Annotated in this window: 14 protein-coding genes; 12 read left to right on the top strand and 2 right to left on the bottom strand. The window is 35.7% G+C overall.

Going from position 1 to position 13518, the window contains the following annotated elements; all coding sequences use genetic code 11:
* The first annotated feature begins 3 nt into the window (after positions 1–3).
* Positions 4–630 (top strand): carbonic anhydrase, encoded by a 627-nt coding sequence (locus tag D778_RS01510; protein ID WP_007647052.1) that lies wholly within the window; start codon positions 4–6, stop codon positions 628–630.
* A 49-nt stretch (positions 631–679) separates the two neighbouring features.
* Here D778_RS01510 and D778_RS01505 read toward each other — a convergent pair whose 3' ends face one another.
* The gene (locus tag D778_RS01505) at positions 680–1204 is read right to left on the bottom strand and encodes a CvpA family protein (protein ID WP_007647051.1); all 525 of its coding nucleotides are present in this window, start codon (positions 1202–1204) and stop codon (positions 680–682) included.
* A gap of 87 nt (positions 1205–1291) precedes the next feature.
* Here D778_RS01505 and D778_RS01500 point away from each other — a divergent pair, with 87 nt between their 5' ends.
* The 8 genes from D778_RS01500 to D778_RS01465 all read left to right on the top strand — a co-directional run bounded on the left by D778_RS01500 (position 1292) and on the right by D778_RS01465 (position 10093).
* A complete protein-coding gene (locus D778_RS01500; RefSeq protein ID WP_007647048.1) occupies positions 1292–1648 on the top strand; it encodes a hypothetical protein in 357 nt (118 codons plus the stop codon).
* A 75-nt stretch (positions 1649–1723) separates the two neighbouring features.
* A complete protein-coding gene (gene pheS / locus D778_RS01495; protein ID WP_007647046.1) occupies positions 1724–2743 on the top strand; it encodes a phenylalanine--tRNA ligase subunit alpha in 1020 nt (339 codons plus the stop codon).
* A gap of 121 nt (positions 2744–2864) precedes the next feature.
* A complete protein-coding gene (locus tag D778_RS01490) occupies positions 2865–3380 on the top strand; it encodes a GbsR/MarR family transcriptional regulator (protein ID WP_007647044.1) in 516 nt (171 codons plus the stop codon).
* Positions 3377–4495, top strand: a complete 1119-nt coding sequence (locus D778_RS01485) for an efflux RND transporter periplasmic adaptor subunit (protein ID WP_040491202.1) — start codon at positions 3377–3379, stop codon at positions 4493–4495. Before D778_RS01490 ends, D778_RS01485 begins: the two co-directional genes overlap by 4 nt.
* Before the next feature lie 8 nt (positions 4496–4503).
* Positions 4504–7647, top strand: coding sequence for an efflux RND transporter permease subunit (locus tag D778_RS01480; RefSeq protein WP_007647037.1), 3144 nt, complete (start codon positions 4504–4506; stop codon positions 7645–7647).
* A gap of 7 nt (positions 7648–7654) precedes the next feature.
* On the top strand, positions 7655–9073 hold the full coding sequence (locus tag D778_RS01475) for an efflux transporter outer membrane subunit (RefSeq protein ID WP_007647035.1): 1419 nt from the start codon (positions 7655–7657) through the stop codon (positions 9071–9073).
* Positions 9074–9100: 27 nt separating this feature from the next.
* Entirely contained in the window at positions 9101–9691 is a 591-nt protein-coding gene (locus D778_RS01470) for a TetR/AcrR family transcriptional regulator (protein WP_007647033.1), read from the top strand.
* Between the two features lie 6 nt (positions 9692–9697).
* Complete coding sequence (locus tag D778_RS01465) at positions 9698–10093, top strand: hypothetical protein (RefSeq protein ID WP_007647031.1); 396 nt, start codon at positions 9698–9700, stop codon at positions 10091–10093.
* A 26-nt stretch (positions 10094–10119) separates the two neighbouring features.
* Here D778_RS01465 and D778_RS01460 read toward each other — a convergent pair whose 3' ends face one another.
* Entirely contained in the window at positions 10120–11121 is a 1002-nt protein-coding gene (locus D778_RS01460) for an NAD(P)H-dependent glycerol-3-phosphate dehydrogenase (RefSeq protein WP_007647029.1), read from the bottom strand.
* A gap of 131 nt (positions 11122–11252) precedes the next feature.
* On the opposite strand from D778_RS01460, the gene D778_RS01455 reads away from it, so the two are divergent.
* The 3 genes from D778_RS01455 (at position 11253) to D778_RS01445 (ending at position 13490) form a co-directional block, all read left to right on the top strand.
* The gene (locus D778_RS01455) at positions 11253–12188 is read left to right on the top strand and encodes a hypothetical protein (RefSeq protein WP_007647027.1); all 936 of its coding nucleotides are present in this window, start codon (positions 11253–11255) and stop codon (positions 12186–12188) included.
* A gap of 166 nt (positions 12189–12354) precedes the next feature.
* Entirely contained in the window at positions 12355–12852 is a 498-nt protein-coding gene (lysM, locus tag D778_RS01450; protein ID WP_007647026.1) for a peptidoglycan-binding protein LysM, read from the top strand.
* 143 nt (positions 12853–12995) lie between these two features.
* Positions 12996–13490, top strand: a complete 495-nt coding sequence (locus D778_RS01445) for a DUF6646 family protein (protein ID WP_040491199.1) — start codon at positions 12996–12998, stop codon at positions 13488–13490.
* Positions 13491–13518 lie beyond the last annotated feature (28 nt).

The following is a 13518-nucleotide window of genomic DNA, read 5'->3' as shown; positions in this document are numbered from 1 at the left end:
ATTATGAATTTAGACAAAGTTTTTGAAAACAATAAATCTTGGATACAAGATAAATTACAAGCCGATAAAGACTATTTTGAAGCTTTAGGAAAAGGACAAAACCCTGAATTGCTATATATTGGCTGCGCTGATAGTCGTGTAACTGCCGAAGAACTTATGGGAGCAACTCCTGGAGAGGTTTTTGTACACAGAAACATTGCAAACATGGTAATAAGCATAGATCTTAATGTCATGTCTGTAATCAATTATGCTGTGGACCACCTAAAAGTGAAACATGTTATTGTATGTGGTCATTATGCTTGTGGTGGTGTTAAAGCAGCCATGCAATCTGCCGATTTGGGAATTTTAAACCCTTGGCTACGTAACATTCGTGATGTATACAGGCTCCATAGAAACGAGTTAAATGCCATTGAAAACGAAGATGAGCGTTACGATAAACTGGTAGAACTAAATGTAAAAGAACAGTGTGTGAATTTAATTAAAACAGCTGCTGTTCAAAAAGCCATAAGAAAAAGAGGTTTAAAAGTTCATGGTTGGGTGTTTGATGTGCACACAGGAAAATTGATTGATTTAAAAATCGATTTTGAAAAATACCTAAAAGACATTATGGAAATTTACCACTTAGATTAAACCATTAAAAAAGCCACTTTTAAAGTGGCTTTTTTAATTCTAAATTCTTTTAAACGCCTTCTTTCGGCTCTATATTTAAAAGGTCTGTTTCTTCATATTTTATTATAAATGGAAATAGCAATGGCACTACAGATTTTACAGGCTTGTATAGCACAGTTTGTTCTGTTTGAGCTTCGTCCCAAAAGCTCATGGTCGTGTTCAATTTATCAAAAACATTTAAGAGCACACTTAAAATAAGTACCATTTTCAGTCCACCAAACAAAGCGCCCAAAAGTTTGTTCAAGATGCCCAAAGCAGCAAAATCTGCCAATTTAGTCAAGGCTTTTCCTGCAAAAGCTATGGCTAAAACTATAATTATAAAGGTAATGGCAAAAGCCACGGCATTAATGGTTACTTCATCCCAATCTACTTTTTCCATGAGCATTTCTGCAACATAATAACTAAAATGGATGGCTCCATAAATTCCAGCAATTAAGGCAACCAAAGACGCAATTTCAACAAAAAACCCTTTTAAAAAACCACGTATCAAACCCAGAAGCAGAAAACCCAATAAAACAATATCAATAACACTCATAATAGTAATATTTCTGTAAATATAACTTAACTTTGCATTTTTATAAAAAACTAAAAAACAGAGTACCCACTTTTGTGGGAAATAAATATGTCTAGAGACGAACAATTAAAACAACGTTGGGAACTTATAGTCGACAAGCTATCCAAGCAATTTGCAGATGGAGACACCTTGGATTTAGACGCCATAATCTACTTAATTGGTGTTCAGGAACTGGGACAATTTGATAAAAAATTCAAAAAAGATCACAAATTGGACCTTATGCACATAGCCATCTGCAGGCTTCTGGAGCCTTATGGTTACTATGAATTTGATTATTTTGATGAAGATGGATGGCCTCATTATATCATAAAAGAACAGTTGCCTCCATTAAAAGCTGGAGAACAAAGTGTTTTAATGAAAGAAGCCATTGTAAGCTACTTTATGGAAAGTAAATACATTGAATAATTAGCGGTTTTATACACGCTTCAAAGACAAGTTTCATCATAATTCACTAAATTTGCACTCATTTTCAAAAATATCATGATAGATAAGATCAAAGAGTTAATTGCTGAAGCTGAAGCTTTCCAAGCAAAATCGAAAGAAGAAGTTGAGGCTTTCAGAATTAAATATTTAGGAAAAAAAGGACTTCTTAACGATTACTTTAAGGAGTTTAAAAATGTAGCCAACGATCAGAAAAAAGAATTTGGTCAGGTTATAAATACCCTTAAAAAAACAGCCGAGGACAAAGTTGCTTCCCTTAAAGAAGAACTGGAAAGCAAAGAAGAAGATAAAGGTGTTTATGGTGATTTGTCACGTCCTGGAGAACCTATTGAAATTGGTGCGCGTCATCCAATATCTATAGTAAAAAATCAAATAATCGATATTTTTTCCCGTATAGGGTTTAATGTCAGTGAAGGCCCTGAAATTGAAGATGATTGGCATAATTTTACAGCATTAAATTTGCCGGAATACCATCCAGCAAGAGACATGCAGGACACGTTTTTTATTCAAACCAATCCAGATATTTTATTGCGTACGCATACCAGTTCGGTACAAGTGCGTTATATGGAAAACAATAAACCACCAATTCGAACTATTTCACCAGGTCGTGTTTACAGAAACGAAGCTATATCTGCGCGTTCGCACTGCTTTTTTCATCAAGTAGAAGGCTTGTATATTGATAAAGATGTTAGTTTTGCTGACCTTAAGCAAACGCTTCAATATTTCACTACTGAAATGTTTGGAAAAAGTAAAATACGTTTACGCCCTTCTTATTTTCCGTTTACGGAGCCAAGTGCAGAAGTAGATGTATATTGGGGCTTGGAGACAGAAATAGATCATAAAATAACCAAAGGAACAGGTTGGTTAGAAATTATGGGTTGCGGTATGGTAGATCCAAATGTATTAGAAAACTGTGGTATAGATTCTAAAGAATATTCAGGGTTTGCATTTGGTATGGGAATAGACCGTATTGCTATGCTACTACACCAAATAGGAGATATACGTTTATTAAGCGAAAATGATGTTCGCTTTTTAGAGCAGTTTAAATCTGCTCTGTAAGCGCAATTCAATAAAAGATAGAAGCCGATAAACCATCGGCTTTTTTTATTTAACAATTTTTTAACTTCGTTTAGTTCGGTTTGAACCGAACTAAGATTTAATTTTGCAAATTATTCCGATTATGAAAAGCGATTTAAAAAATAAAAAATACCAATTGGTCGAGAAATTGGGTGTTCATTTTGAACACACCGAACAACTGGCTCCTGTAGCTTCAAGAATCTTGGCTTACGTAATCCTTACTGGGAAAGCAGGTGTTACTTTTGAAGACTTGGTGTCAGATTTATGCGCAAGCAAAAGCACCATTTCAACCCATTTAAATCATTTACAGGATTTAAATAAAATAACCTATTTCACCAAAATAGGCAACAGAAAAAAATTCTTCATCATAAATTCCGATACCTTATTGAAAAGTATTGATAGAATGATTGCTCAATGGGAATCTGAAAAAGAATTGCATGAAGAAGTAACCAATTACAAATTGGAAGTCAACAGCTTGGAAACCACCACAAGCGATTTAAAATTTGATGTAACCTATCACGATAACTATATAAACTTTTTAAATTTAGCCATTGCTTCTATGTCTCTGTTAAAAGAGAAAGTGGCAGTTATGAATCTTCAATCCAAACCTTCAATATGAAAAAACACACATTCAACATGTTAGTTGCTTGCACCATGGTTTTAACCTTATCCAACTGTGGAAATAAAGAAACAGAACAAAAAGCAGCTCCAGTTTTACCTTTTCCTGTAGTAAAAGTTGTAAAGCAAGATGTTACCACACATCAAGATTTTCCTGCAAGTATTGAAGGGAAAGTTAACAGTCAAGTAAGACCAAAAATTTCAGGTTACATTAAAGAAGTGCTTGTAAAAGAAGGCGAGGTTGTTAAACAGGGACAATCCCTTTTTAGGTTGGAAACCCAATCCCTAAGTCAGGATGCCAATGCTGCAAAAGCTAATGTAAATGCGGCTCAGGTAGAGGTTGACAAACTTAAACCTTTGGTGGAAAAGAACATAATTAGCAACGTACAATTGGAAACAGCCAATGCAAAACTGGCTCAAGCAAAAAGCTCCTATAACAGTATTGTTGCAAATATAGACTATGCCAATGTAAAAAGTCCCGTAGATGGAGTGGTTGGATCCATTAATTATAGAAAAGGTGCTTTGGTAAGTGCTCAGGATCCAATGCCTTTAACCAATGTGTCTTCAATAGATGAAGTATATGCTTATTTTTCAATGAACGAAAAGGAATTTATTACGTTTATGGAAGAGGCTAAAGGGGAAACGGCTAGGGAAAAGTTGGAAAAATTTCCAGAAGTTAAATTGCGTCTTGCCAATGGGAAATTGTATGATGAAACCGGAAAGATTGAAACCATAACAGGAGACATCAATACCCAAACAGGAACCATAACCTTTAGGGCAAAATTCAATAATGCAACAGGTTTATTAAGAAATGGAAGCAGTGGAACCATCTTAATTCCCAGAACCTTTGAAAACGTAATGGTTATTCCAGCAGAATCCACCTTTGAAAGACAAGGTAAAAGTTATGTGTATGAAGTTGTTGGGGATTCGTTGGCAGACAGACCAATTTCAATTTTAAAAGATGCCAATAAAATATACATTGTTGATAAGGGCATTGAAGTTGGAGAGACCATTTTGGCAAAAGGACTTAATAAAGTGAGTCCAGGCACCAAAATAAAACCTATAGAAAAACCTTTGGATAGTATTATTAATTCTTTCGAGACCGTTTTTAAATAAACCAGACTATGTTACAAAAATTTATTGAAAGACCTGTACTCTCTACAGTTATATCCATTATCATAGTTATTTTGGGTATTTTGGGTCTCACGCAGTTACCAGTAACGCAATACCCTGATATTGCACCACCAACCGTTCAGGTTAACGCATCTTATCCAGGAGCCAATGCTGAAACCATTTTGGAGAGTGTGATTGTTCCTATTGAAGAGCAAATAAATGGTGTGGAGGGGATGACCTATATTACTTCCACGGCAAGTAACTCTGGAAGTGCTTCCATTCAAGTGTTTTTTGAGCAAGGTTACGATCCGGATATTGCAGCAGTAAACGTTCAAAACAGGGTAGCCAGAGCAAACTCCTTGTTGCCATCTGAAGTTATTCGTGCAGGTGTTGTGACACAAAAACAACAAAACTCCGCCTTACTTTATGCAGCAGTTTATTCTACCAACCCAGAATACGACGATACATTTATACAAAACTACTTAAACATTAACATCAAGCCAGAGATACAACGTATCAATGGAGTTGGTGCGGTTAATGTATTTGGAGCTAAAGATTATTCCATGCGTATTTGGTTGGATCCAGATAAAATGGCTGCTTATAAAATAGAGCCAAGAGATGTTACCTTAGCCATTAACGAACAAAGTTTGGAAGCTGCAGCAGGTTCTTTGGGACAAAACAGTGGTGAAGCTTTTGAATATGTTATAAAATACAAAGGCCGTTATAAAGAAGCAAAAGATTACGAAAACATAGTAATAAAAGCTTTAGGAGATGGCCAGTTTTTACGTGTTAAAGATGTAGCAAAGGTAGAATTGGATGCTTTTTCGTATTCCTCCATTTCCAGAACCAAAGGGAATCCTGCCGTAAACTTTGGGGTTTTTCAAACTCCTGGTTCCAATGCACAAGAAATTATTGAAAACATATATAACAAGCTAGACGAACTTAAAAAAGACTTCCCAGAAGGTGTGGATTATCTGGTAAATTATGACACCAATAAGTTTTTAACAGCTTCCATAGAAAAGGTATTGCACACACTTTTGGAAGCCTTCCTGTTGGTTTTTATAGTGGTTTTTGTGTTTTTACAGGATTTTAAATCCACTCTTATTCCTGCTATTGCAGTGCCTGTATCCATCATTGGAACCTTCTTTTTCTTGAATATTCTTGGGTACTCCATCAACCTGTTAACTTTATTTGCATTAATTCTCGCCATTGGTATAGTGGTGGATGATGCCATTGTGGTTGTAGAGGCCGTTCATGCTAAATTGGAAGGAGGGTTTAAAGATGCCAAAAAAGCCTCTATTTCTGCCATGAGCGAGATTAGTGGAGCCATTGTATCCATTACCTTGGTTATGGTGGCCGTATTTGTGCCAATTACTTTTATCAGTGGACCTTCAGGTGTGTTTTACGAACAGTTTGGAGTCACTTTAATGATAGCCATTCTTATTTCGGCCTTAAATGCCTTAACCTTAACGCCTGCTTTGTGTGCCATTTTTCTAAAACCTCATAACGAGCATGAGCACAAAAAGAAATCGCTGTTACAGCGTTTTTACGCAGCATTCAATACTGCTTTTAATGCTACAACAGCCAAGTACACTAAGTCTTTAGGCTTTTTGTTGAAACATAAATGGGTTACCTTAATTATTTTGGGACTTAGTGTCTTCGGAATTATTTATTCCAGTAAAATCATACCAACAGGATTTGTGCCTTCAGAAGATAGAGGTGTTATTTTTATGAATGCCGAATTACCTCCTGGAGCATCACAAGACCGTTCGTTTCAAGTGAACGAAAACCTCTATGAAATGATTAAAGACATTGAAGGGATTCAAGGAGCTTCGTTTATTAGTGGTAGAAACTTCTTCTCGGGAGAAGGGAGTTCAAATGCCATGGGCTTTATTATATTGGAACCTTGGGACGATAGGGAAACCGAAGCCGAATCTGTAAATGGCATCATTGGTCAATTGTTTCAAAAAGCAGCCATGATTCCTGATGCAAAAATCATCTTTTTTACACCTCCTAGTGTGCCTGGTTTTGGTAGTGCAGATGGGTTTGAAATGCGCTTGTTGGATAGAAATGCAAGACCTTTGACGGAACTGGACGCTACAGCAACCGATTTTGTGGGTCTGCTGAACCAACAGCCGGAAATAGCATATGCTTCCAATTCGTTCAGTACCAATTTCCCACAACTGGAATTAAATATCAATGTGGAAAGGGCCAAAGAAGTTGGAGTTTCAACCAGTGCTATTCTTTCGACATTACAAGGATATATAGGAGGGAATTATGTGGCAGATTTCAGCCGTTTTGGAAAACAATTCCGTGTATTTATTCAGTCCTTACCCGAAGACCGAACAGATATTGCTAGTTTAAATAGCATGATGATTAAAACGCCTAGTGGGGAAATGACTCCTATTTCACAATATGTTTCATTTAATCGTGTGTATGGACCACAAACCGTTAACAGGTTCAACTTGTTTAATGCCGTAACGGTAAATGGTGCAGCGACTCCAGGTTATAGTTCTGGAGATGCCATAAACACCATTAATAAGTTGGCAGAAACCAATTTGCCAGAAGGTTATCAAGTAGCTTATTCTGGTATTACCAGGGAAGAAATAGCGTCTGCAGGACAATCAACCATCATTTTTATGATCAGTATCCTGTTTGTGTATTTCTTATTGTCTGCACAATACGAAAGTTATTTATTGCCTTTGTCCATTATTTTCTCTTTACCTATTGGTGTTGCTGGAGCATATTTAACAACCTTTATTACAGGTTTGGAAAACAACATTTACTTCCAGATAGCCTTGATCATGCTTATAGGTCTTTTGGCTAAAAACGCCATTTTAATCGTGGAATTTGCCGTACAAAGACGACATCATGGCTTGTCGCTGGTAGATGCAGCCATAGATGGAGCCAAAGTGCGTTTGCGTCCTATTTTAATGACATCTTTTGCCTTTATTTTAGGATTAACGCCTTTAGTGTTGGCTAAAGGGGTTGGAGCAGCAGGAAACAATTCCATTGGTACAGGCGCAGTAGGAGGTTTATTGGTAGGAACCATAATTGGTGTATTTGTCATTCCTGTATTGTTTGTTGTGTTCCAATGGTTACAGGAAAAAATAACAGGAGTTCCAGAAGCGGTTAATCAACAAAATCAAGAATAAAAAAAGTATGAAAGCATTTTTAAATAAACGTTTATTTTTAAGAGGAAGTATTCTTGTATTTGCTTTGTTTACATTGCAAGGTTGTATGGTTTCCAAAAATTACGAAAGACCGGATTTAGAAGAAGAAACCGAAAATCTTTATAGAACGGATAATTTACCAACAGACAGTTTGTCCATGGCTGATGTGTCTTGGAAAGAGGTGTTCACAGATCCTTATTTGGTACAATATATTGAAGAAGGTTTACAGAACAACATTGATATTAGAATGGCATTACAGCAAATTATTGCTGGAGAAGCCTATATGAAACAAGGAAAAGCAGGTTATCTGCCAACTCTAAGCGCTGGAGCTACGGCAACGCATCAAGAATTGTCTAAAAACAGTCAATTTGGAAGTTTTTTCAATGGCTCTTTGGAACAATACGAAATGGTAGCCAACCTATCTTGGGAAGCTGATATTTGGGGAAAAATAAGAAGCAATAAACGAGCTTTTCAAGCTGGATATTTACAAAGTGTGGCAGCACACCAAGCCGTTAAAACCAAATTGATAGAAAGCATAGCTACCACCTATTACCGTTTATTGGCTTTGGATGCCCAATTGAAAATCACCCAACAAACCGTAGAAACAAGAGCCAATAGTGTTGAAACCATCAAAGCTTTAAAGGATGCAGGTCAGGAAACCCAAGTGGCAGTAGATCAAAATATTGCGCAATACAATAATGCCAGAGCCTTACAAGTGGATATTGAAAGGGAAATTTTTAAAACAGAAAATACCTTAAGCATTTTATTGGCAAAACAACCTCAGCATTATGAAAGAGGTGTTTTGGACCATCAGGAAATTACAACAGAAATGAAACTGGGAGTTCCTTATTTGTTGTTGAGAAACAGACCAGATGTCATGGCTGCAGAATTCGACTTTATCGAGTCGTTTGAACTTACCAATGTGGCATTGACCAATTTCTATCCCTCATTAACGTTAAGTGCTTCTGGAGGATTTCAAAGTTTGGAGTTTCAAAACTGGTTCAATACCAATTCTTTATTTGCTAATTTGGTTGGCGGTTTAACACAGCCTATTTTCAACCAAAGAAAAATAAGAACCCAATACGAAGTATCTCAAGCTCAACAGGAACAAGCTTTGTTAAATTTTAAGAAAACCTTGTTGGAAGCAGGAAAAGAAGTGTCGGAAGCACTTTATGCTTACGATGCCGAAACCACCAAATTTGAATACAGAAAAGAAGAAGTGGAAGCTTTAAGACGTGCAGAAACCAACTCTGAAGCTTTGTTAAATAATGGATACGCAACTTATTTGGATTTATTGACCGTAAGACAAAGTGAATTGGCAGCCGAATTGAACATGATAGACACCAAGCTGGAACAATTGCTTTCGGTGGTTAATTTATACAAAGCCCTTGGTGGAGGCTGGAAATAAAAGGATAGTGTTAGTTAAGTTTGTTTTATGATTGGCAAAGAACAAATAATTGCGTTTGCAGCCAAAAAGTTCACTCAATTTGGTAGCAAGCGGTTTACTATGGATGAGCTTGCTGCTTTGTTAGGTATTTCTAAAAAAACACTTTACAAACATTTTTTGAGCAAAGAAGATTTGGTAACTACTTGTATTCAATATTTAATTGATGATTACAACCAAACTTTAGAGCAATTGTTACAAGATCAAAAAGACCCTATTAGCAGCATTATTTTAATGTATGAAAGTGCTTTTGACCGTTTAAAATATTTCAAACCCTCTTTTGTTTTTGGTTTGAAAAAATATTATCCTGCATCCAATGAGGTATTTGATGACTTTCGCGATACTTTTGTAAAAGTTAGGGTTTATAACCTTTTGGAAATTGCTAAAAAAAACGGTCTGCTTTTAGACGAAGTCAATCTAGACCTATTTTGCGATTTATATTTTAAACGCTTTGAAGAAATCGCCTTCAAAAGCAATAATCTTTTTGATGTACATTCCAACAAAGAGTTGTTAAACCACTTTATAGTTTATAGTTTGCGAGGCATAGCAAAGAAAGGCTATAACAATCCGTATTTTAAATAATGACCTATGAAAAAAGACATTTTTATTCCAAAAGTAGAAAACGTTTATATAGCTGTTGTAAACGAGTATAACGAAATTTACAACAGCCAAGACTGGAATGCCTATATTATAAACAATAAAGATGTTGATTTAGAGATGGTGCTTATAGTTACCAGTGGTTATAACGAGGGTAAAATAACATCCACCTTTAGAAAAAAATTAGAACGGCTTCCTGCTAAAAACTATGCCAAGATAGAATTGATGCAGGAAGAACTGTTTGCTTTAAACAATACCTTTAAAGTATCTTTTTTTGAAGGGAACACTATGTACGATAAAACCTTTCTGTTCAGAAAAAACACCATTAATTTAAAAGCCTTACAACCTATTCCTTTAATGGATGTGAAAGGGGTTTTGGTAAAGTAACATATTCCTGGAAAAGTAGCTTGGAGTTAATCCAACTTATCAGCCAACTTCCTAAATGTTATTTTTGGGTCTTTGCCTTCATATAATATGGCATATACAGCTTTGATAATGGGCAAACGGGTTTTCTTTTTGCTCTTTTCGTTTATTAAATAAGCACTTTTGGTGGCATAATAACCTTCGGCAACCATGCTCATTTCCATTTGTGCAGATTTTACGGTATAGCCTTTCCCGATCATGTTCCCAAACATACGGTTTCGGGAAAACACAGAGTAACCTGTTACCAACAAATCACCTAGATAAGCCGAGTTGTTAATATTACGCTTCATTTTGTGGGTTTTCTTTATAAAGCGTTTCATTTCCCTAATGGCATTGCTCATTAAAACACTCTGGAAATTATCGCCATAACCCAAGCCATGGGCTATTCCTGCTGCAATGGCATAAATGTTTTTAAGCATCACAGCATATTCGGTACCAATAACATCGTCGCTAATTTTTGTTTTAATGTAATTACTGGATAGTTTATCGGCAATTTCCTGTGCTTTTTTAGCATCTGCACAAGAAATGGTTAAATAAGATAAACGCTCCAAGGCTACTTCTTCGGCATGACAAGGCCCAGCAATAACAGCTATATTTTTTAAAGGAACGTTGTAAATATCATGAAAATGCTCACCTACCAACAAGCCAGACTCTGGAATAATTCCTTTTACGGCAGAAACTATGGTTTTTTCAGACACATTAACCGTTAGTTTTTCCAATTCAGAATACATAAAAGCAGAGGGAATAACAAAAATCAACACATCGGCATAAGCTGCCATTTCGTTAATATCGTTGCTTAACTTTAACTGCTCTATTTTAAATTCTACCGAACTTAGATAACTTGGGTTGTGTTGCTCCTTGATTAAGTGCTCCTTGGTGTACACGCTGCGCATATACCAACCTACTTCATCTAAATTTTCGCACAACATTTTTACTATGGCTGTTGCCCAACTCCCTGAACCAAAAACGGCATATTTTAATGGCTTTTCCATATTTGTTCTCAAATTTACAAGAATCAAAAATACATAAAAATTACCTCTTTTGAAGGGTTTAAAATGAAAGCCTAAAAATTTTTGGCACGTGTTTTGAACTGTTTGACAACAGAACTAAAAAATGAAGGCTTATGAAAACGTTAAAACTACTTTTAGGATTTGCCATAATAGCAAGCTTATTCACATCCTGTTACACAGATGATGATTATATAAACAATTACAATCCACCACCTTCCATATCCTTAAATCAGTTATTGGGTTCTTACGAGTTGTGGTATGTAGATATTAACCAAACCATTGGGTATGGTCAAACGCCTTTTCTGCAAATAGCTTTTACGGTATCCTTTAGAAACGGAACATTATATGCCAATAACAATTTGGTGGGTTTTGGCAGTCAAGGAAACGGTTTTGGAATTCCAGTAGGCAATTACGATGCTTATAATAACATCCTGGATGTATACCATGTTATTGATGGATACGAAACCTTCGATGTCTACCAAATAAACGCCAACACCATAGAATTGTATAATCCATACAACGATACCTCATATTTTTTAAGAGGCTATCAACGTGCAACATTCGATTATGATTATGTGTTTTACGATAACATCCATTACTTCTTGCAGGAGTATGAAGCCTGGGAAAAAGTATATACAAGTCCAACAGGAGATATCAACGAGTTTGACAACGAGAATTACCTGCAATTTTTGGCAGGAGGCAACGACTCAGAATTTAGAAGCTCCCAAGATGTAGGTGTTGGCAATCCAGATAATATTTATTGGGATTATACAGGAGTATATGGAGTGAACAATGTCTCTGGAAACATGTATTTAAAAACCTTAAGCCTAAATTATGATTACTATGGAAGCGAATTTTTTGAGCTAAGTGTTGAAAACGATGCATTAATTAGATTGTTTCACACTGCTTCCGGAACTACTTACGAGTTTGCAGGAAGAGGCTATATCCAGTATATGAAAACAGCAGAAGGTAAGAAAACAGAAAGTCCTAAAATGCGTAAGTTTAAAAACGAAAGAAAAGAAAACCCTAGAGAAAACACTAGAGTATAAATATAAGATTTGGTTAGTTAAGTTAGTTGGTAAAGAAACTGTTTAGAGCCTAAAAACCTCAAACAGTTTCTTTTTTTATTGGGTTTGCCATCAAAATAATAGGATTTTTAAAAGAAATTATTGAACTTTATATAAATATTTAAAAACACTTAAAACACAACAGATTATGGGATTATTTTCATTTATTAAAGATGCAGGAGCCAAAGTTTTTGGAATAGGAAAAACACGTGCCGAAGAAGCTGCAGATAAAGCAGCAGATGCAGCCGAAGCCAAACTGAACTCAGAAAAGGCAGCAGCCAATAACCTCATGGAAACCGTTAATGATTTACAATTGGAAGTTAAAAACCTAAACATTCATATTTTGGACGACAAAGCTACCATTACTGGAGCAGCTTACGACCAAGCGACCAAAGAAAAAGTGGTTTTGGTAGTTGGGAATTCTAATGGAATAGCTACTGTAGACGACCAGATGACGGTTGAAAACCCAGAACCAGAAGCGCAGTTTCATACTGTGGTGAGTGGTGATACCTTAGGAAAAATAGCTAAAAAATATTATGGAAATGCCATGAAATATCCTGTTATTTTTGAAGCTAACAAGCCCATGCTTAAAAACCCAGATTTAATATATCCTGGACAAGTATTGCGTATTCCTGCTTTGGATTAAAATTTTATGATACAATAGTAAAAACGTCAGCTTTAAGAAGTTGGCGTTTTTTTATGCGAATTAAAAAACAGATCAAAGAAATGTATTTAAAACTTAAGACTTATATTTGCTGCTTCAATAATAAAAACAATAAAACACGAATGATGAAAAAAATAATGATGATAGCCTGTCTGTTCTCAGCATATTTAGTAAACGGACAAGCTTTTACTGGATCTGGAGATCAAAAAATGCAAATTGGAGCTAGTTTTCAAGAACATGCAACCGGACTTTATATGAGTTACGATTATGGCTTGGGCGAGAATTTTTCCATAGGTGTGGTATCTTCGTACGCCTTAGGGGTTGCAAGTGTTACTGATGCTGGTTTTGAGGATCGCTTTGATGTAAAAGCACGTTTTAATGCCAACATTGGAAGCGTTTTAAACATTGATGAAAATTTTGATTTATATCCTGGTATCCATTTTAGTTTAAAGAATTTTGGTGGTCACCTAGGAGCAAGATATTTCTTCTCCAAAGGTTTCGGACTGTTTACGGAAGCAGCTTTCCCTATTGCAAAATACAATAACGACGACTTAACCTATGCTGAAAAATTAAACAATCAGTTTACCTTTAATGTTGGTGCTGTTTTTAATTTGAATTAAAAGCAAAACCTAAATGTAAAAGAGATTT

The organism is Xanthomarina gelatinilytica (genome assembly GCF_000348685.1).
Taxonomy (GTDB): Bacteria; Bacteroidota; Bacteroidia; order Flavobacteriales; family Flavobacteriaceae; genus Xanthomarina; species Xanthomarina gelatinilytica.
This window is presented reverse-complemented; position numbering and strand designations above follow the sequence as displayed.